Source organism: Streptomyces glaucescens (assembly GCF_000761215.1).
GTDB lineage: Bacteria > Actinomycetota > Actinomycetes > Streptomycetales > Streptomycetaceae > Streptomyces > Streptomyces glaucescens_B.
Genome location: NZ_CP009438.1, coordinates 1,021,547 through 1,042,191 on the forward strand (window position 1 = coordinate 1,021,547; position 20,645 = coordinate 1,042,191).

Below are 20,645 nucleotides of genomic sequence, written 5' to 3' on the forward strand. Positions count from 1 at the left end.
GGCTGGGGGTGTGTATGAGGAGGCGCCGTCCGGTCCGGCGGGCGGCGGTCACGGGGCGGAGGGCCAGGAGATCGCCGATGTCTCGGACGCCTTGCGGGCCCGCGTCGTGAGGAGGTCGACGACCACGTCGCGGTGTTCCTCCAGGTAGAAGTGACCGCCTTCGAAGGTGCGCAGCTCGCATGCGCCGTCGGTGACCTCGCGCCATCCCTCGGCCTCCCACGCGTGGATCTCGGGATCGCGGTCGCCGTACAGCACGGTGACCGGCGTGCTCAGCCGTGTGCCGGGGGCCGGCCGGTAGGTCTCGCTCAGCCGGTAGTCGCCCCGGATGATGGGCAGGAACGCCTGGATCAGCGCGGCGTTGTCCAGGATGTCGCGGTGGGTCGCCTCGGTGCGGCGCAGTTCCTCGATCAGCTCCTCGTCGCTGCCCAGGTGCACCCGGCCCGGCCGGGTCAGCTGCGGGGCCGGGTGCCCCGACACGACCAGCGCCGTGGGCGGTTCGCCCGCCGCCGTGAGCCGGCGGGCGGTCTCGTAGGCGACGACGGCTCCCATGCTGTGGCCGAACAGGACGGTCGGCAGCGGGGGTCCGTCGGCCCGGTCCGTCAGGTCGGCCGCCAGCGCGGCGGCGACGCCCTGGAGCTTGGCCGGCACCGGATCGGAGTAACGGTCCTCCCGGCCCGGGTACTGGGCGGCGAGGAACTCGACGTCCCAGGGTGCCGCCGCGGCCCACGCCCGGTAGTAGCTGGCGCTGCCGCCGCCGTGCGGGAACAGCAGCACCCGGGCCCGGGCGTAGGGTCGTGGCGTGAGGCGGCGGAACGCGCCGATGTGACGGTCCCGCGACACGGCATCGAACATCTCAGTCCCTCACCACCGGGGCCATGGCAATGCTCCAGAAGTCGGCGTAGCGCCCGCCGCGGCGCAGCAGCTCGTCGTGGCTGCCCTCCTCCACGACCTGGCCGGCCTCCAGGAAGACGACCCGGTCGGCGCGCCGGACGGTCTTCATCCGGTGCGCCACCATCACGACCGTCCGGCCCGCCATCAGGCGTTCGATGCCCTCGTGCACGGCGGCCTCGTTGACCGGGTCGAGCGCGGAGGTCACCTCGTCCAGCAGCACGATGGGGGCGTCCTTCAGCAGGGCGCGCGCGATGGAGACGCGCTGGCGCTCGCCGCCGGACAGCAGGGCGCCGCCCTCGCCGACGTTGGCCTCCCAGCCGCCGGGCAGGCGCTCGATCACCTCGTCGAGGCGGGCGGCGGTGGCGGCGGCCCGCACCTCGGCGTCGGTGGCGTCGGGGCGGCCGAGCCGTACGTTCTCCTCGATGGTGCCGTCGAAGAGGTAGACGTTCTGGAAGACGATGGCGATCCGCGCCATCAGCACCTCGGGGTCGATCGCGCGCACGTCGACCCCGCCCACGCGGACGGCGCCCGAGTCCACGTCGTAGAAGCGCGCGAGGAGCTGCAGCAGGGTGGACTTGCCGGCGCCCGACGGGCCGACGACCGCGAGGCTCTGCCCCTGGGGGACGGACAGCGAGGCGTCGTCGATGACCGTGCGGTCGCCCTGGCGGAAGACGACGGAGTCGAACTCCAGGTCGTGACGGGTCGGTTCGACCGGGTCGGCGGCCTCCGGAAGCGGCTCGGTGGTGAGCACCCCGTCGAGCCGCGCCAGCACCGACCTCGCGCCGCGGAGCTTGCCGGCGATGTCCGTCAGGGACAGCAGCGGGTCGGCGCTGCGGGCGGCGAGCACCAGGATGGTCAGGATCTCGGCGACCCCGATGTCCCCGTCGAGCGCGAGGTAGGCGCCGAGGACCAGCAGCCCCGTGAACATCGCCTGGACGGTGAGGGTCAGGCCGACCACGCCGGGCAGCGCGGACAGCGCGGTGCGGCGGGAGACCCGCTGGACCTCCTTGAGCGAGTCGTCGAGCAGCCGGAAGCGCTCGGCGGTCCGGCCGCCGGCCCGCAGCACGGGCTGTGCCTGGAGGTATTCGATGACCCGGCCGGTGGCCTCGTGGTCGCGTTCCTCGCGTTCGGCGTCCTGGGCGGCGGTCGAGCGCGCGGTGCGGATCTGGATGGCCGCCACGACCGGTGCGGCGACCAGGGCGGCGAGTCCCATCTGCCAGTTGAAGACGAGCATCACGGCGACGATCGTCAGGGGCGTGACGCAGGCGGAGATGAACGGCGCCAGCAGGTGGGCGATCACGCTCATCGCGTCCAGCACGCCGCGGCTGGCCAGGACGGACACCTCGCCGAGGCGGCCCGCGCTGTACCAGCCGATGGGCAGCCGGGCGAGGTGGTCGCCGAGGCGGTGGTACATGCCGCGCAGCATGGTGGTGCCGACGCGGAACCCGAACAGGTCGCTGATGTAGCGCAGTGCGGCGTAGACCACGAAGGCGGCGCCGAACGCGATCAGCCAGGGCCAGGCGTCCTCGGGAGTGTCCCCGAACAGCTCCCTGAGCACGGGCACCACCAGCGCGTACGACAGGCCCTCGGCCACCGCGGTGAGCGTCATCAGGATCACGGTGCGGCGCAACGGCTGGGCGTACTCGCGGCCCAGCACGCGCAGCAGCATTCGAATCATCGGGGCTCGTCTCCTTGCAGTACGCCACCGTGGATCTCGATCTCGTCGGCGACCGCCGACTGGTGGGATTGCCAGAACGCGGCGAACTTGCCGCCCCGGGCGAGGAGCTCCGCGGGCCTGCCGCGTTCGACGATCTGGCCGTCCTCCAGCATCACGACGGTGTCGGCGTCGGCGATCGTCTCCAGGCGGTGGGCGATGACCAGGGTGGTGCGGTCGCTGCCCAGCGTGGCCAGGGCACGGCGCACGGCCTGCTCGGTCTGCGGGTCCGCGAAGGCGGTGGCCTCGTCGAGGACGAGGACGGGCGCGTCGGCGAGCAGGGCGCGGGCGAGCGCGATGCGCTGCGCCTCACCGCCCGACAGGCCGGCGTCCTCACCGATCACCGAGTCGTAGCCGCGGGGCAGTTCGAGGATCCGGTCGTGGATGTTGGCCAGGCGGGCCGCGCGGGTGACGGCTTCCTGGTCGGCGTGCGGGACGGCGAGCGCGATGTTCTCGGCGACCGTCGCGCGCAGCAGCCGTACGTCCTGGAAGACGAAGGAGACCGTGCGGTACAGCTCCCGGCTGCCCAGCTCGCGCAGGTCGACGCCGCCCAGCAGGACCGAGCCGTGGGTCGGGTCGAAGAACCGGGGCAGCAGCTGGACCAGGGTGGACTTGCCGCTGCCGGACGGGCCGACGATCGCGGTGACCGTTCCCGGTTCCAGCACGAGGTCGATCCCGCGCAGGACCTCGCGGTCCTCCTCGTAGCCGAAGCGCACGTCGCGCAGTTCCACGCGGTGTCCCTGGGGGACGGCGGGGTGCGCGGGTTCCGGCAGCGGCTCGACCTCCAGCACTTCCTTGATGCGGCCGACGGCGCGCCCCGCGGCCTGCATCTCGTCGAAGCCGTGGCCGAGGGCCGCCACGGGGGCGGTCAGGCCGAGGCCGAGCAGCAGGAAGGGCAGCAGATCGGCCGGGGCCAGGTCGCCGCCGGTGATGAGGGCGGTGCCGCCGATCAGGACGGCGAGCATCACGAACGGCGGCGACAGCACGAGCTGCATGCCCGCGGCGATCGTGGAGATGCCGTGCACCCACCGGTTGAAGGTGCCGACGAACTCGTCCGCGGCGGTGAGGAACTTGCGGTGGGCGCGGCTGGATCCGCCGAACGCCTTGACCACCGCGATGCCCTGCACGAACTCGATGACGGAGCTGGAGATCCGCCCCATGGCGGTGTCGAACTCCTCCTGCTCGCGCAGGCGGGTCGGGGTCATCATCAGCGGGACCAGCGCGATCGCCAGCACCACCGGGATGAGGGTGATGAGCGTGAGCTTCCAGTTGATGGTGAACAGGTAGATCAGCGAGGCCAGCGGGACCACGAAGGCGGAGACCAGCTCACCGGGCGTGTGGGCGATGAACGGGTGCACGGCGCTGACGTCCTCGCCCACCACCTTGGCCAGTTCGCCGGTCCTGCGCCGGGAGAACCAGCCGATCGGGACGCGCCCCAGCTGTTCGGCCAGCAGCCGGCGGAACGACAGCTGGACCTTGCCGTCCAGGATGTGCCCGATCCCGGAGGACGCGGCCGTGAACAGCAGCCGGACGAAGAGGCCGACGGCACCGGCGATCACCACGGACCAGACGTGGTCGCGGTCGACCGGGCCGGGCGCCAGCAGGGTGCGCCCCAGCTCGACGACCGCCAGCAGCGGTGCCAGGCCCGCGAGGGCGCCGATGACCTGGAAGATCACGACGGCCGCGAAGCTCCCGGCGAACGGGCGAAGCAGCCGTCCCATGCTCGGTTTCGCTGCGGAATCGGCCTCCGATAACGGCTTGGACCGCTCCCTCGTCGCAGCGGGGTCGATCGCGTTCATCGGTCTCCCATCGATTTTAAAACGCGTTCCGATATTACTCTAGCGTGGACCGGCTCGATGGGCCACCGACCGGGCGGCACGGCCTTCCGGACGGTGTCCCGCCACCGTCCGGAAGGCTCCCGGGCTACAGGTCGGCGACGGTCAGCGGCGCTCCGGGATCGGGGTGCGCGACCTCCGGATAGCCCAGTGCCTCGGTCAGTTCCTGCCAGGCGCGGGCGACGGCCAGATGGCGCTGACCGCCCCGCAGCGGGTCGGCGCCCGCCTCGGCGCGCTCACGCAGCCGGTCGAGCGCGGTCAGCACCCCCTCCCCCCACACGTCGTGCAGCGCGGCGGCCCAGGTCGGCGTCCGCGGATCACCCACGTAGGCGCCCGTGACGTTCAGCCCGTCCGGCCACCGCTCCCCCGCCTCCTCGGGGTCCGGCAGGAAGTGCCCCGTCGCGTCGGACGGCATGCGCAGCACCGGGCTCCACAGCACCGGGCCGTGGGTGTTGGCCAGCATCAGGTTGCCCGCGTCGGTGCCGACGGTGATGCGGTGCAGCAGCAGGCTGGAGCTGTCGTCCCCCGCCTGCATCCGGTTCTCCACGCGCAGGGTCAGCGGGACGCCCGCGATCTGCCCGTCCACCCCGGTCAGCGGACGGCCGGCCGTGTCGGCCGGCGGGGACAGCGACCAGGGCCGCAGCCCGTCGAAGATCTCCGCCAGGATGTCGAGCAGGTCGAAGGAGACCTGCACCGCGCACAGCGCGTCGACGAACACCGGTTCGCGCAGCTCGACGAGCCGGCGGGCGGACGAGATGAACCGCCGGACCGGTTCGAGGTGCGGGTAGAAGGTGTTCACCATGTACTGGGTCCCGGCCCGGCGCGCCACCCGCAGGCAGTCCGCCAGTTCGGTCGGGTGCAGCGGGTGCTCCTGGAGCACGTGCACCCCGCGGTCCAGCAGGGCCCGGGCCAGCTCGGCGCCCCGGCCGCCGCCGACCGCGGTCGACACGACGACACAGGCCGCGTCGATGTCGTCGGGCAGGTCCTCGACCGCGCCGTACAGCGGAACGCCGTACTCCTTGGCCAGGGCCACCGAGCGGTCGCTGCCCCGGGCGACGATGCCGGCCAGCCGGTAGCGCTCGGGGGCGGCCCGGGCCAGCGCCGAGAGGTACACCTGGCCGAAGCGGGTGCCGCACACGACGACCCGCATCGGGCCCGGCCGCACGCCCGTCATCGGCCGCCCTCCTCGGGCGTCGCGATCGCGGCCGCCGTGCGCGTCACGTGCGGGGGCCGCAGGCAGCCGGCGTGGTCGCCCGGGACGTCGACGACCGTCAGGTCGCCCAGGCACACCTCGCGCCAGAAACCGGCCGTGTCGTCCTGCGGACCGGGCAGCAGGTGCCCGGGTCCGGCCGGGCGGAGGAAGGTGATGTCCCCCGCGTACGGCTCGGGCTCGTAGCGGGCCACCGCCTCGACGGTCCGGGCGAAGAGCGAGTGCAGGACCGCGATCCGCTCCGGGCCGCCGTGCGCCGGGTCGGCGGCGGCGAGCGCCCGGCAGAGCTCCGCCCGCCGTTCGGCGGTGTCCCGCTGCCCGGGGGCGCCGGCCGCCTCGTCCGCCGGCCGGCCGAGGGCTGCCGGGTCGGCTCCCATCGCCCGGGCGAAGGCGTCCAGCACGAGGTCGTCGTCCAGCGGGTGGGCGACGCGGTGGCCGGAGACGAGGACCAGCCGGCGCACGGTCACGCCCGCCTCGTCCAGCGCGCGGGCCAGTTCGAGGGCGACGGGGCCGCCGAGGCAGTAGCCGACGATCTCGACGTCGTCGAGTCCCGCGGCCTGCACCTCGCGGGCATAGCCGACGGCCCACTGCTCGACCAGGTCCGGCGCGTTCAGGTCGAGCTCCGGTTCGGCACCGGGCACGGCGAGCCCGAACAGCGGACCGTGCGCGGCGAGTTCGGTGATGAGGGACCGGTGTGCCGCCAGGGTGCCCGTGCCGTCGTGCACGAGCAGTCGCACCGGGCCGCGCCCGGATCCGCCCAGCGGGATCAGCGGCGACTGCGGTGCCGTGGCCGCCGGTGACTGGGGGGCCGGCGCCGGGGCGGCGGCGGACTCCAGCCACCGGGCCAGACCGGCGACCGTGGGCGTGTCGAGCAGCGCGCGCAGCAGGACGTCGAAGGTGACGTGCGCGGCCTCGGCGATGCGTTCCCGGACCTGGCCGACGAACTGGGCGGCGAGCAGGGAGTTGCCGCCGGCGTCGAAGAACCCCCGCTCCCGGCTGGGCGGTTCGCCGCCCAGCACCTCGGCCCACAGCCGCGCGAGCCGCTGTTCGAGGCCGGGGCGCGGTGGCTCGGAGCGTTCGGTCCGCGGCGCGCTCTGCGCGGGCGCGGACTCCAGCAGCCGCTTGCGGTCGACCTTGCCGTTCGCGGTCAGGGGCAGCGTCTCGACGATCCGCACCCGCGCCGGGACCATGTGCGACGGCAGCCGTTCGGCCACCCAGCCGATGAGTTCCCGGGGATCGGCGGATCCGGCCTCCTGGGCCGGGATCACGAAGGCGACCAGCGCCCGCTCGAAGGCGTCGCTGCCCGCCGCCAGCACCACCGGGGTGCCCACCGCCGGGTGCTCCCCGAGCACCGCCTCGATCTCGCCGAGTTCGATGCGGTGGCCGCGGATCTTGACTTGCTGGTCGGCCCGGCCGAGGAACTCGATCTCGCCGTCGGGCAGGTAGCGGCCGAGGTCGCCGGTGCGGTACAGCCGCTCGCCCGTGTCCGGATGGCGCAGGAACCGCTCCGCGGTGCGCTCGGGGTCGTTGAGGTAGCCCGTGGCAAGGCCGGTACCGGCGATGTACAGCTCACCGGTGACCAGGTCGGGCCGGTCGCGCAGGGCGCTGTCGAGCACGTGGAAGCGCTGGTTCGCCAGCGGGGTGCCGTAGGGGATGCTGCGCCAGTGCGGTTCGACGGTGCGGATGCGGTGGTGGATCGACCAGATCGCCGCCTCGGTCGCCCCGCCCAGGCTGACCAGCTCGGTGCCCGGGAGGTGCCGGCCGGCGTGGGCGGGCAGGGACAGCGGGATCCAGTCGCCGGACAGCAGCGCGAGCCGCAGGCCGGTGAGCGGGGCGGGCTCGACGTCCAGGTAGTGCATCAGCATCTGGAGCTGTGCGGGAACCGAGTTCCACAGGGTCACGCCGTGCTCGGCCACCATCGCGGCCCAGTGCGAGGGGTCGCCGCGGCGGGCGGGGTCCGGCAGGACCAGGGGGGCGCCCAGGGCCGGCGGGCCGAACAGGTCGTACACGGACAGGTCGAAGCTCAGCGCCGCCAGGCCCAGCACCCGGTCGGAGTCGCCCACGCCGAAGCGCTCGTTGATGTCGTGCACGGTGTTGGCGGCGGCGAGGTGGCTGATCATCACGCCCTTGGGCACACCGGTCGAGCCGGAGGTGTGCATGACGTAGGCCAGGTCCCCCGGCGCCACCGGGCGCTCGTCGGGGACGTCGGCCACCGGGACCGGCCGCGCGTCCGTCACGTCCACCGCCCGGACTCCGGCGGGCAGTTCACCGGTGGCGGGTCCGGCGACGACCGCGAAGCGGGTGCCGCTGTCGGTGAGGATCCGGTCCCGGCGCCCGGCCGGCTGGCCGAGGTCGACCGGGACGTACACCCCGCCCGCGAGGAGCACGCCGAGCACGCCGACGGCCTGGTCCCGGCACTTGTCGATGAGGACGCCGACGAAGTCGCCCGGGCGGCAGCCCTCGGCCCGCAGCCGCTCGGCCACCGCGGCCGCGCGCCCGAGCCACTGCCCGTAGGTCAGCGTTCCGGCGGGGTCGATCACCGCGACCCGGTCGGGGTTGCGGCGGGCGTGGGCGACGAGCGGTTCGTGCAGCAGGCAGTCCGGCGCGGGCGCCCGGGTGGCGTTGACCGCGCTGCGCACGGCGCGCTGGCGCTCGGGCAGCGGCTGCGGGTCGACCGCCGTCCACGGCTCGTCCCGCTCGGCCAGCCGGTGCAGCAGCCCCTCGAACGCGGCGAACATGTCGTCCACCAGGCCGTCGGGGAAGACGCCCTCGCGCACGTCCCAGTTCATGTCCAGGCCGCCGAACTGGTCGCCCACCTGGCAGTCGATCCACACCTGCGGGGTCTGGCTGATGCCGTACACCGGCCGCGGGTCGCGGCCGGCCGGGGACACCGCGGTGCCGCCGACCCCGATGCTGCCGGTGAAGACCACCGGCAGCGCCGCCGCCTCCCGCCCGCGGCGCCGGGCCAGTTCGCGCAGCACCTCGACGCCGCTGTACAGCCGGTGGTCGAGGTCGTCGAAGACCCGCTCGCCCAGGGCGCGGGCCCGGTCGGCGAAGCTGTTCCTGCCCTCGCGGTCGACGGCCAGCAGGCTCAGCGAGGTGAAGTCGCCCAGCAGCCGGTCGACGTGCGGGTGCAGCGGCATCCGGTTGAGCACGGGCAGTCCGAGGCAGAAGCGCTCGGTGCTGCTCCAGCGGCCGATCGTCTCCGCGTACGCCGCCAGCACCGCGTTGGCCGGTGTGATGCCGTGGGCGCCGGCCCGCGCCTTCAGCGCCTGCCACACACGCTGGTCGACGGTGGCCGTCAGGCGCCGGAAGCGCGGCGGCGTGGCCGCCGGGTCGTGGTCGTCGCGCAGCGGCAGTACCGGGGCGCCGGGCAGCTCGTCGACGCGGTTCAGCCAGTAGTCGCGGTCGCGTGCGTACCGCCCGGTCTCCCGCAGCCGCCGTTCGGCGAGGACGTAGTCCCGGAAGGTGGCGTCCACCGGGGGCAGTTCGCAGTCGGGCTGCGCGTAGCGGCGGTCCAGCTCGTTCAGCACCTGCTGCATGCTGAGCCAGTCCAGCGCCATGAAGTCCACCGACACGTGCAGCACGCTGCGTTCGGTGGCCAGGGTCAGGCGCAGTTCGTGCATGGGGCGCTCGCCCGCGGGGTGCACCTTGTGGGACAGCTCGTCGCGCACCGCGGCGATCGCCTTGCCGACCGTGTCGTCGGGTGCCCCGCGCAGGTCGGCGACGGCGATGGCGGTGTCCCGCAGTTCGGGCAGGACCCGCTGGGTGCCGTCCTCGGAGATGACCGTGCGCAGGGTGTCGTGGCGTCGCACCAGACCGTCCCAGGCCCGCTGGAGGCGGTCCGGGTCGAGGTCCGCCGGGTACGCGAACTCGAGGTAGATGTGACAGGAGACGCCGCCGTAGTCGAAGGCCGGGTTGCGGCCGAAGAGATAGGCCGACTGGATGTCGGTCAGCGGGAAGGGCTCCTCGCGCTCCTCCGGCCGGTCCTGCCAGACCTTCTCGGCGTCCCGCGGCCGGCCCGTTCCCGGGTGCGCGGCGGTGTCGGCCACGAGGGTGAGGAGTTCCGCCTTGCGGCGGCGCAGTTCGGCCAGCCGTTCGTCGGTCATGGCGCCGCGGGGGGCGCGGAAGCGCAGCTGCTCCCCCTCGCGCCACAGGCGGATACCGGCGTCCCGGAAGTCGTCGAGCAGATCGTTCGCGTTCACACCGCACCCTCTTCGCAGTCGTCCCCGCCGTCCCAGTCGCCGTCGCCGTCGGCCGGCCCCCGGCCGCCGGCCGGGGCGAGCCGGTCGATCAGCGCGCCCAGTCCCGCGACGGTCGGGGTGCGCATCACCTCGCGCATGGGCAGCTCGACGCCCCATGCCTCGCGTACCTCGGCGACGAAGCGCGTCGCGAGGAGGCTGTCGCCGCCGAGCCGGAAGAAGTTCTCGTCGCGGCCGACGGAGTCCAGCCCGAGCAGCTTGGTCCACCGTTCGGCGACGAACGTCTCGGTGGCGCCGCGCGGCGGGTCGCCCACGTCCCGGGGCCGGTCGGCCGCGTGTTCCAGGACGGTCCGGATCCGGCGCCGGTCGACCTTTCCGTTGGCGCTGAGCGGCAGTGCGGGCAGCACGGTGAGCTGCGCCGGGACCATGTGGTCGGGCAGCCGGTCCGCGGCCCAGCGGCGCACCTGCTCCGGGTCGATGCCGGCCGCGGCCGCGGGCCGGTCGGCGGTCAGCAGGATCTCGCCGGTGGCCTCGGTGCGCAGGACCCGCACGTCGCCCAGGCCGGCCCGGGCGCAGGCCCGCGTCCAGCGCTCACGGCCGTACAGCCAGTCGCCGGCCGGCCGGCCGTCCTCGAAGCGTCCCGCGCGTGCCTCCAGGGGCAGCGCGGTGACCAGCGCGAGGGGGGTGGGATACGCGCGTTCCAGCAGGTAGAGGCGGCCGCCCGGGGCGAGCAGCAGGGCCATGGTGGCCACGGCCGTCTCCGGGTCGGGCATCCGGTGCAAGGCGTTGTTCGCCACGACGGCGTCGTAGGCGTGGAGGTGCTGGGCGGCGACTCCGGTGGCGCCCTGCACCGCCGTGTCCGTCTCGTGCCCGCGCTCGCGCAGCAGCGACTGGGCCTGGGCGAGGGCCGGCTGGGAGGCGCCGAGCAGGGTGTACCCGACCGAGCCCGGGGCGAGTCCGGCGAGCAGCCGCGCGGTGCCGCGGCCGCCGGTCACGTCCCACTCCGCGACGGCGGGCGGCACGGCGGCCGTCCCGCGCGCCCGCAGGTCGTCCGCGACGGCCCCGAGACAGCGGGCCGTGCCCGGCGTCGCGTCGTTCAGCGCCTCCGGGGCGAGCACCGGGTCGTCCAGGAGCGCGGTGGCGTCGGCGTCGCCGGAGAGGATGGCGGTGTAGAGCGGTCCGGCCCATTCCAGGGCGGTGGCGACGGCCTCGAGGCTCGTCCCGTGCGTGGCCTCGCGGACCTGCTTGATCCAGCCCGAGTCCGTGACGTCGTCCCACCGGGGGCCGTGCTCGTACGTCCCGTCGGCGGCCCGGGCCAGCACGGAGCGCTGGGCGAGGTACTCCAGCCAGAGCCCGGCCACCGGGCGCTGCCCGGCGCAGACGGAGGTGCGCAGCGCCGTGGCGCCGCCGGGTCCGGCGAACGGTGCGACGACGCCGGCCAGCAGCACCTCGACCAGCCGGTGTTCGTGCAGGTGCGGGTCGGACGGGGCCGTGGGATCGGCCGCGGGCGGCAGGAAGCCGCTGCCCGGCCGGTCCCCCGCGGCGTCGTCCGCGTCGGCCGGGGCCTGCTCGCGGTCCGGCGCCGGGGACCGCTCGACCAGGGCGGCGACCAGTTCCCTGCGCCCTTCGGTCAGCGGTACGGCGACGGCCTGCGCCACCTCGGGGTGCGCCTGGAGGCAGGCCTCGATCTCGCCCAGCTCGACCCGGAAGCCGTTGATCTTCACCTGGTGGTCGAGGCGCCCGAGGAACTCCAGGTTGCCGTCGGGCCAGTAGCGCCCGAGGTCGCCGGTGCGGTACCAGCGCTCGCCGTCCCGCTCCGGGAAGCGGGCCGCGGTCAGCTCGGGATCGCCCCGGTAGCCGAGCGCGACACCGGTGCCGCCGATCCACAGCTCGCCGGGGACCCAGTCGGGGCAGTCCCGGCCGCGGGCGTCCACGACGCGGAACTTCTGGTTGCGCAGCGGTGTCCCGTACGGGACGGACCGCCAGCCGTCGGGCACCGAGTCGACCTCGTAGGCGTTCGACCAGATGGCCGCCTCGGTGGCGCCGCCGAGCGCGATCAGCCGGCAGCGCCCGCCGGAGGCGCGGGCCAGCCGGCCGGGCAGGTCGAGGCCGATCCAGTCGCCGGACAGCAGGGCCAGCCGCATCGTGCCGGGCAGCGGCGTCTCGTCGGCGGCGGTCAGCAGCATGTCGAGCAGGGCGGGGACGGTGTTCCAGACGGTCACCCCGTGCCGCCGGCACAGCGCCAGCCACTCGTTGGCGTCCCGCCGGCCGGACTCGGGCACCAGGACGGCCGCGCCGCCCGCCGCCAGGAACCCGAAGACGTCCCACACGGACAGGTCGAAGTCCAGCGCGGACACGGCCAGCACCCGGTCGCCGGACGCGATGCCGAACCGCTCGTTGACGTCCTCGACCGTGTTGACCGCGGCGCGGTGGCTGACCTCCACGCCCTTGGGCAGGCCCGTCGAACCGGAGGTGAAGATCACGTAGGCGGGGTCGCCGGGGTCGGCGGGCACCGGTGCGTCCAGCGGGGACGCCAGCAGCGCCTCGTCGATCGGCAGGACCTCGGCCGTGGTCCCGGCGGACTCCAGCCGGCCGCTGCCGTCCAGGATCACCCGGGCGCCACTGAGTTCGAGGATGCGGGCCCGCCGCTCGGCCGGCTGGTCGACGCCGATCGGCACGTACGCGGCACCGGCGGCCAGCACGCCCAGGACGGCCGCGATCTGGGGCGCGCCCTTGGGGGCGACCACGGCGACGTACGAGCCCCGGCCGACACCGCGCTCGGCCAGGGCGCCCGCCACGGCCAGGGCCTGGCGCGCCAGCTCGTCGTGGGCCAGTCGGTCCTGCTCGCCCCAGAGCAGGGCGGGTCGTCCGGCCCGGTCGCCGGCCCGCTCGAAGAACGCGGTGTGCAGCAGGTTGCCGGACAGCGGGCGGGTCCGCGCGTTGACATCGGCGCGGCGCTGCTGCTGCCGAGCGGGGAGCGGGATCTGCGGCGTCGCGGTGTCCCACCCGCCGGTCAGCAGGCCGCGGACCAGCGCCTCGTAGGCCGCCATCATCGCGTCCAGCATGCCGTCCGGGAACAGCTCGTCGACGGCGTCCCACACCAGCAGCACCCCGCCGTCGCGGGTGCGGTAGACCTGGTGGTCGAGCCAGATCTGCGGCGTCTGGGAGATCATCCACGACGCCTCGCCGAAGCGGGCCTGGAACGCGTCCGGGACCAGCGGCGCGGACAGGTCGCAGGCGAAGACGACGGGGGCCGTGCGCGGCGCGTCCACGTCGGTGCGGACGAAGTCGCGCAGCACGTCGACGCCGGAGTAGGCGGCGTGGCCGATGTCCTCGTGCATCCGCTTCTGGAGGGCGCGGGCTCGGTCGGCGAAGGTCTCGCCGGACAGGTCGGCCTCGACCAGCACCAGGCCGGTGAAGTCGGCGACGATCCGGTCGGTCTGCGGGTGCGCGTCGAGGTCGCGGTCGAACAGCGGCAGGTTGAGCAGGAACCGCTCCTCGCCGCTCCACCGCCCCAGCACCATGGCGAACGCGGTGGCCAGCACCACCGAGGGGGTCAGGCCCGCCTCGCTCGCCCGCCGTTCCATCAGCCGCCACTCGTCGGCCGTGAGGGCGCAGGAGCGGCGGACGAACCGCGGCACGGTGACCGCTTCGGGGTCGACCGCCAGCGGCAGCTTCGGCCCTCCGGGCAGCGACGGCAGCCGCTGCTGCCAGTACTCCCGGGCGCGCTCGCGTTCCGCGGCGCGCACGGTGTCCTGGTGGGCGAGGTACTGGCCGAAGGTGTAGGTGAGGTCGTCGAGGGCGCCCGGGTCGTCGTAGAGGGCGGCCAGGTCGGCGAGCAGGACCCGGATGCTGGCGAGGTCGGCGGCCAGCAGGTCGACGTTGAAGTGGAGCCGGTCCACCGCGTCCGGGAGCAGCGTCAGCTGGACGTCGATGACCTCGCCGCGGTCGACGTCCAGGCGCCGGTGCGACAGCCGGTCCCGCAGGGCCTGGGCGGTCCTCACCGCCTCGTCGGCCGCGACGTCGCGCAGGTCGCGGACGGTGACGCCCGGCCACGGGGACCTGGGCAGGACGCGCTGGGTGGCGTCGTCGGCGAACGCGACGCGCAGCATGGGATGCCGTTCGATCAGGGCACGCACGGCGCGTTCGAGCCGCCCGGCGTCCACCTGGGAGGTGTCGAACTCCAGGTAGGCGTGACAGCTGACCCCGCCGAGCGGCTGGTCGTCGGCGCGGCCGATCAGGTACGCCTGCTGCACCGCGGTCAGCGGGAAGGGCCGGTCCGTCCGGTCGTCGGGCTCCGGTCCGGCGGTCCGCGGCTGCGGCGCGGGTGCCGTGCCGGTGCGCGCACCGAGCAGCTCGAACCACGCCGTCAGCCGCGGGTCGTCGGAGAGCTGGGCGAACTTGACCTCGGCGCCGGCCCGGCTGAGGCGGTTCGCCAGCCGCATCATCTCCAGCGACTGCAGGCCGAGTTCGAAGAGGTTGCTGTCGTCGTCCGCCGCGGTCAGCTCGATGCCCAGCAGCTCGGACACCATGCTGCGCACGGTGTCCGGGTCGGTCCCGGCGGGCGTGGCGACGGGAGCCCCCGCGCCGCGGTCAACATGGTCCGATGACATTTCCAAGCTCCCTTGCACGCTTTCGACTCCGCAGCGTCGTGGTGAACGAAGTGTTTCCGAGGCTTTCCGAGGCCCGGGGGCAGGGACGGAACGGCCCGGCGTCAGGCCTGCCCGGCCTGGTGGGGCGGGTCGGCCTGCTGGGCCTGCCGGGCCTGTTCCGCGGTCCGCGCCAGCTCGCCCAGGGTCTTGGCCTCGAAGATCGACCGCATCGGCACGATCACGCCGAGCTCCTTGCGCATCCGGCTCGCCAGCTTCGCGGCGAACACCGAATGGCCGCCCAGGTCGAAGAAGTTGTCCTGCGGGGAGGCCGCGGGGACCTTCAGCGTCTCCCGCACCATGGCGCACAGGACCTGTTCGAAGGACTGCGCGCCGTTCGCGTCGGGCACCGCGGGCTCCGGCGGGAGTCCGGCGGTGGAGCTCGCCGCCCGCTCGGCGAGGGCCTTGCGGTCGAGCTTCCCGTTCAGCAGGGTCGGGAACCGGTCCAGCATGACGATGCTCGACGGCACCATGTGCTCGGGGAGGGCGCGGCGCGCGTAGGCGCGCAGCTCCGCCTCGGGGACCGTCTGGCGGGCCGACGTCTTGACGTAGGCGACGATGTGCTCGGTGCTGACGTCCTCGCCGCCGACCACGGCGACGACGATCTCGACGGCCGGGTGGCTCTCCAGGCGCGCCTCGATCTCGCCGAGTTCGATGCGGAAGCCGCGCACCTTCACCTGGTTGTCGACGCGGCCGGTGAAGTACAGCTCGCCGTCGGGGCCGCGCCGGCCGCAGTCGCCCGACCGGTACATCCTGCTGCCGGGCGGGCCGTAGGGGTCGGCGACGAACCGGGCGGCGGTCAGGCCGGGACGGTTCAGGTAGCCGCGCGCGACCCCGCTCCCCGCCAGGAACAGCTCGCCCTCGCGGCCGTCGCGCAGGTCCCGCAGCCGGTCGTCGAGCACGTAGACGGCACCGCCGTCCCACGGCGTGCCGATGGTCACCTCCTCCTGGAGGCCCTCGACCGGCCCGCCGATGGACGCGCCGACGGTCACCTCGGTCGGGCCGTAGGCGTTGTACAGGCGCCGGCCCTTCGACCACTCCTCGGCCAGGGAGCGGGTGCAGACGTCGCCGGTGGAGGTGATCGTGCCGTCGGCCAGCAGTCCCTCGCTCTCGGTGATGCCCAGCGCCACGGGCGGCAGGACCGCGTGGTCGACCTTGTGCCGCAGCATGGTCTCGCGCAGCGACTCGCCCGGCATCAGCTCGTGCTGCTCGGCCATCACGAGGGTCGCGCCGTGCAGCAGGGCCAGCGTGAAGTCCCAGAACCAGGCGTCGAAGCTGAAGGACGCCCACTGCAGGACGCGCTCGCCGGGGCCGACTCCGTACAGCCGCGCCTGGGTGGAGACCAGGTCGGCGACACCGGTGTGGCTGACCGCGACGCCCTTGGGCACACCGGTCGAGCCGGACGTGTAGATGACGTACATCAGGTGGGCGGGGGTCAGCGGGGCGATCCGCTCGCCGTCGGCGACGTTCTCGCCGGACTCCCGCTCGCAGGCGGCCTCGAACCGGGGGTCGTCGAGCACGGTCTCCGGCACGCCGAGGTCGAGGGAGGCCACGCTCCGCGTCCGCAGCAGCAGGACCGGCCGCGCGTCCACGACCATGTGCGTCAGCCGCTCGGCCGGGTAGGTGGGGTCCAGCGGCAGGTAGGCGCCGCCGGCCTTGAGCACGGCGAGCACCGCGACGATGAGCCGGGTGGACCGGGGCACCGCGATCGCGACGAGGGAGTCCGGCCCCACGCCGGAGGCGATCAGCCGTCTGGCGAGCCGGTTCGCTCTCGCGTTCAACTCGGCGTAGTCGACGACGGATTCTCCGAAAACGACCGACGGAGCATCACCCGACTCGGCAACCGTGGACTCGAATAGCTCCGCAACAGTATTCAACGCCGCTCCGCCTCCGACAGAGAGTCCAGCATGATGGATACGCGAATTGATGGGCGGTCATGGCGACCGCGGGTTCTCGTGCGCCCGCCGGGGACCGCCATCGTGCTGGTAACGGTCATCACGATGACATGGGGCCGGACCGGCCCGCGGGGCCGTGAAAGAACTCTTTCCTCGGGGTTCACGGGGCCGCCGGCCACCCCATAATGAGGCGGTGCCCGGCAACGCTGCTCCGCTGCCCGGCCGGTTCGGCGCAGCCGTCGTATGGATGCCTCAGGCCACGAGCGATCGAGTCCGACTCCGCGAGTCGACGATCGTCGAGTGCGTCACGGAGAGAGGGAATCAAAGTGACCGATGACGTGACCTATCAGAACTATCTCGAGCTGGATACTTTGCTGTCCCTCCAGAAACCGCGTACCGCCGATTCGGCGGATATGAAGTCGATTGTTCTGTCAGAGCAGTTCTTCATCATCGCGCACCAGGCGAGCGAACTGTGGCTGCGGCAGATCATCGCCGACCTGGAAGCCGTCATCGACGCGTTCACGACGACCGACGACACGTCCAACGCGGAGTGGATCGTCGACCTCCTGCAGCGGTCCGCGAAGCTCATCGAGGTGCTGCACACCCAGCTGACCGCCCTCGACCGGCTGCCGCTGGGCGACTTCGCCATGTTCCGCCAGTTGCTCGGCACGGCGAGCGGCGCTCAGTCGGAGCAGTTCCAGCGGCTGGCCCGGCTCGTCGGCAACGCCCAGCAGGACGGTCCGCTGTACGAGTCGTTCACCGCCTGGGTGACCCGGTCCGGGCACACCGTGTCCGGGCTCGCGCGGCGGGGCATCGACGCGGGCGTCCACTACCGGATCATCGAGGCGCTGCTCGACCTGGGCAACGGCTACTGGCGCTGGCAGGTGGGGCACGTCAGCATGCTCACGAAGATCATGGGCAGCCACTCCGGGACCGGCGGCACCTCGGGCGCCGACTACCTGCTCAGCCGATGTTCGCTCCCCTTCGGCGAGCTGCGGGAACTGCGCAGTCAGGCGCACGTCGGGCTCAGCGTCGCGACCTCGTGACCCACGCGGCCGGCCGGGCCGGGCGACGGCCGCGCGGTCTTCGCCCTCGCTCGACCTGGTCGCCGTCGCTCGCGGCCGGCGGGTGCTCGTGCCCTAGAGGGGTTCGAGGACGAAACCGCGTCCCCACACGTTGCGCACCGCCAGTCCGACGACCTGCAGACGGCGGCGCAGGCGCATCACGTGCAGGTCCAACGCGTTGCTGGAAGAGCTGGATCCGGAGTGTTCCAGGATCTCCCGCAGCTCGGTCCGGTAGATGATCTGGCCGTAGCGGGCGACCAGCGGTGCCAGCATCTCGCACTGCGTCAGCGAGAGGGTGACGGACGAGTCCTTGAAATAGAGGATGCCCGCCGGGTCCAGCACCGGTTTCGACTTGAGTACGGCCCGGGCCGCCAGCTGGCGGACGCGGGCCTGGAGGTCCTCCTGGACGATCGGGGGCCGCACCCAGTCCTCGTAGAGGCTCAGCTGGTCCGGCGGCGGAGCGCCGTGCTCGACGACCAGCAGACAGAGGTGCCCCCGGACCTTACATTGCTCACGTATCTCGCTTTCCGCAGGCCAGCGGACGAACTTGACCCGATTCTTCACATCTGCCGTCACAGGTATCCCCCAAGCAACCTTGTCCGTTGAAATCGAGAAACAGGATTCTCAACCGCACCGTTTTCCAGTCAGCCGTCGACGTGCCATCGGATCAGCGCACATCATCCCCGGCGAGGCGCGGCGCCTCCCCGAGCGCCGCACCCCGCCCGTTCCCTCCTCACGCCGGCAGTCCGTCGTTGCGGGCCATCGCGTCCCGCAGGCTTTTCGGCCGCATGTCCGTCCACGTCCGGTCGATGTAGCCGATCACCTCCTCCCGGGCCGCGGGACCGTACACGGCCCGCCAGCCCTCGGGGACGGCGATGTCCTGCGGCCACAGCGAGTACTGCTCCTCGGCGTTGCACAGGGCGAGGAATTCCCGGCTGTCGTCGTCGAATGGATTGGGCATGGGTTGCGGCTCCCTCGGTGAGTGAATGGGTGAGCGGAAAAAGGCTGTGCGGATCCCGCCCCGGTGGCCGGGCGGGGGTGTGCGGGCCGGTACGTCCCGCCGGCGCCGGTCCCGGGAGGGTTCTTCAGCTCCGGCGGACGGCGCGGATGTCCGCGTGGATCTCGGCCGGGCGCGGTGAGCCGCACTCATGACGGCCGAAGGGCTCGTTGCCGGACGCGGTCGAGGGGATCACCTTGTTGTAGACCGACCCCAGGCACAGCTCCCGGAACGCCTCGGTGTCGTCCGGCAGCCGCGCGGCCAGCTGCGCCTTGGCGATGTCGACCGTACGCAGCGCACCGTCGTCGTCCACGACCTCCACACACGCGTGCGGAAGATCCAGCGCACCACCCAGCACACCGCAGAACCAGCCACGCTTGGCCTGCGCCCGGTACCCCGCCGCACGGAACCGCTCGGCCAGGAACAGACTCGCCGCGATACAGCTCGTCGCCCCCAGCTTGTGCACCAGCTCCACATCCGACTGCATCGACACCGGGATCATCTGCCAGCGGTACCCCGCCTCCAGGTACTCCCGCACCAGCTCACGCAGCACCGGCGACACGATCGGCGTGCGCGCACCCGTCGTCGTCACCCGCGCCGCGAACCGCGCCGACCCCGCACCCGGCTCCGGCCGCGACACATCCTCCAGCCGCCCGCCGAACCGGACCACGTCCGGCTCCTCGAAGTGCCACGGCGCCTCACCGGCACACTCCACACACTCCAGCCGGACCCGCACGTCCCACGTCTTGGGCCGCAGCAGATCCTCCACCGGCCGCCCCGCGAACCGGAACAGCATCCGGAACGCCAGCTCCGGCTGCGTCGTCGAACGACCCGAATACATACCGAGGTTGTACAGGTCATTCGCGTCGAAATAACGCTCCCCGGCCCGCTCCTCGAACGGCAGACCCACCCCGACCAGCCGGTCCACATCCCCCGGCTCACACCCGAGCATCTCCCGCGCGACCGACTCCGGCAAAGACTTCACCGAATACTCGGCAGGAATGAACTCGATGGAATCCGCTACCTTCTCCCAGGACGTACTACCGGCAGCTTCGGCTTGATACGGCACGACCCATCTCCCCCGAAGAATAACCACGCCGGCGACCGGCGCAAGTCATCGATGCAATGCGCTCGAAAAAGCACGAGTTATTACCAGTCCTCATTCGCCCGGAGCGCAAGAGGCGATTGAGACATTAACAGTGGAGATCACGTCAGGACAGGTTCACTCCACATTCGTCACTGTGCGTTTTGCATATGCGGACTGGAGGAACGAATCCTTGACAGGGCACCGTGCGGCACTCCCCCCGCGCGCGGGCGCGCCCGCGGGCGGGGCCGGGTGCGCCGGCCGGGCGGCCGCGCGAAGGCCCGCCGCGCCGACGCGGGCGCGGGGTCCGCGGTGCGGACCGGGCCGCGGAAGGGGCCTCGCCCCGGAGAGCTCTTTCAGATCCAGTGGGAATCCCGCGCGATACGCAATGCGTCGATTCGATTGCGTGCGCCCAGTTTCGTCACCATGTCGGAGAGGTAGTTGCGCACGGTACCTTCGGACAGGCACAGCTGGGCGGCGATCTCCATGACGGTGTCACCACGGGAAAGGTGTTCGAGCACGGACAGCTGCCGCATGCTCAGGGGGCAGTCGCCGTTGGCCACCGCCGCGACCGTCAATTCCGCGTCGAAGACGCGTTCTCCCTGGTGGACCAGATGTATGGCCTCGAACAGCCGGCGCGGCGGCGCACTGCGCCGGAGCATTCCGGAGATCTCACCGGTGAAGGCCCGGCGGACGACCGAGCGGGTGCACGCGGTGGCGAGCAGCAGGGTCCGGCAGTGCGGCAGGCTCGCTATCTTCTCGGCGATCTCGACTGTTTCCCTGTCCCGGCCTTCGAAGCTGATGATCGCCACGTCGGGGCGATGCAATTCGGCGAATTCCAGGGCGGCGAGATTACTGTCCACCGACCCGGTGACCCTGATCTCGTCGCGCTGCTCGAGCAATGCGGTGAGCGCGGATCGGGACAAATGCAGGTCATCGAAAACCATGACATCGATTCCCACTCGACTCCCCTCCATCAACTGGGACCGCATAACGATAGCATACGCGTACGAAAATTAATCCCTCCGTGGCGCAATCTCTCCCGCCGGAAAAACGGAGGATTCCGTTTCGGTGATATGACGCGCGTAGATACGGCAGACGGCC

General features: G+C 72.8%; 12 protein-coding genes. 1 reads left to right on the forward strand and 11 read right to left on the reverse strand.

The window, feature by feature from the left end; all coding sequences use genetic code 11:
* Window positions 1-48: 48 nt before the first annotated feature.
* The 7 genes from SGLAU_RS04375 to SGLAU_RS04405 form a co-directional block, all read right to left on the reverse strand.
* Window positions 49-852 (reverse strand): thioesterase II family protein, encoded by an 804-nt coding sequence (locus SGLAU_RS04375; RefSeq protein ID WP_063838864.1) that lies wholly within the window; start codon window positions 850-852, stop codon window positions 49-51.
* Window position 853: 1 nt separating this feature from the next.
* On the reverse strand, window positions 854-2,569 hold the full coding sequence (locus SGLAU_RS04380) for an ABC transporter ATP-binding protein (protein WP_043498537.1): 1,716 nt from the start codon (window positions 2,567-2,569) through the stop codon (window positions 854-856).
* Entirely contained in the window at window positions 2,566-4,326 is a 1,761-nt protein-coding gene (locus tag SGLAU_RS04385; RefSeq protein WP_208868883.1) for an ABC transporter ATP-binding protein, read from the reverse strand. The genes SGLAU_RS04380 and SGLAU_RS04385 overlap by 4 nt, the downstream gene beginning before the upstream one ends.
* A 202-nt stretch (window positions 4,327-4,528) precedes the next feature.
* Window positions 4,529-5,614, reverse strand: coding sequence for a Gfo/Idh/MocA family oxidoreductase (locus SGLAU_RS04390; RefSeq protein ID WP_052413609.1), 1,086 nt, complete (start codon window positions 5,612-5,614; stop codon window positions 4,529-4,531).
* Window positions 5,611-9,855, reverse strand: a complete 4,245-nt coding sequence (locus SGLAU_RS04395; protein ID WP_052413610.1) for a non-ribosomal peptide synthetase — start codon at window positions 9,853-9,855, stop codon at window positions 5,611-5,613. The genes SGLAU_RS04390 and SGLAU_RS04395 overlap by 4 nt, the downstream gene beginning before the upstream one ends.
* Complete coding sequence (locus SGLAU_RS04400) at window positions 9,852-14,465, reverse strand: non-ribosomal peptide synthetase (protein ID WP_052413611.1); 4,614 nt, start codon at window positions 14,463-14,465, stop codon at window positions 9,852-9,854. The genes SGLAU_RS04395 and SGLAU_RS04400 overlap by 4 nt, the downstream gene beginning before the upstream one ends.
* Window positions 14,466-14,566: 101 nt before the next feature.
* A complete protein-coding gene (locus tag SGLAU_RS04405) occupies window positions 14,567-16,378 on the reverse strand; it encodes a non-ribosomal peptide synthetase (protein ID WP_052413612.1) in 1,812 nt (603 codons plus the stop codon).
* A gap of 356 nt (window positions 16,379-16,734) precedes the next feature.
* Here SGLAU_RS04405 and SGLAU_RS04410 point away from each other — a divergent pair, with 356 nt between their 5' ends.
* The gene (locus tag SGLAU_RS04410) at window positions 16,735-17,442 is read left to right on the forward strand and encodes a tryptophan 2,3-dioxygenase family protein (protein ID WP_244315319.1); all 708 of its coding nucleotides are present in this window, start codon (window positions 16,735-16,737) and stop codon (window positions 17,440-17,442) included.
* A gap of 93 nt (window positions 17,443-17,535) precedes the next feature.
* Here the strand turns inward: SGLAU_RS04410 and SGLAU_RS04415 are convergent, their stop codons facing one another.
* The 4 genes from SGLAU_RS04415 to SGLAU_RS04430 all read right to left on the reverse strand — a co-directional run bounded on the left by SGLAU_RS04415 (window position 17,536) and on the right by SGLAU_RS04430 (window position 20,503).
* Entirely contained in the window at window positions 17,536-18,024 is a 489-nt protein-coding gene (locus SGLAU_RS04415) for a winged helix-turn-helix domain-containing protein (protein ID WP_052413614.1), read from the reverse strand.
* Between the two features lie 169 nt (window positions 18,025-18,193).
* Window positions 18,194-18,421: an MbtH family protein gene (locus SGLAU_RS04420; protein WP_043498542.1), complete on the reverse strand. Its 228-nt coding sequence runs from the start codon at window positions 18,419-18,421 to the stop codon at window positions 18,194-18,196.
* A 124-nt stretch (window positions 18,422-18,545) separates the two neighbouring features.
* Window positions 18,546-19,553, reverse strand: a complete 1,008-nt coding sequence (locus tag SGLAU_RS04425; RefSeq protein ID WP_159072762.1) for a hypothetical protein — start codon at window positions 19,551-19,553, stop codon at window positions 18,546-18,548.
* Between the two features lie 344 nt (window positions 19,554-19,897).
* A complete protein-coding gene (locus tag SGLAU_RS04430; protein ID WP_159072763.1) occupies window positions 19,898-20,503 on the reverse strand; it encodes a response regulator transcription factor in 606 nt (201 codons plus the stop codon).
* Window positions 20,504-20,645 lie beyond the last annotated feature (142 nt).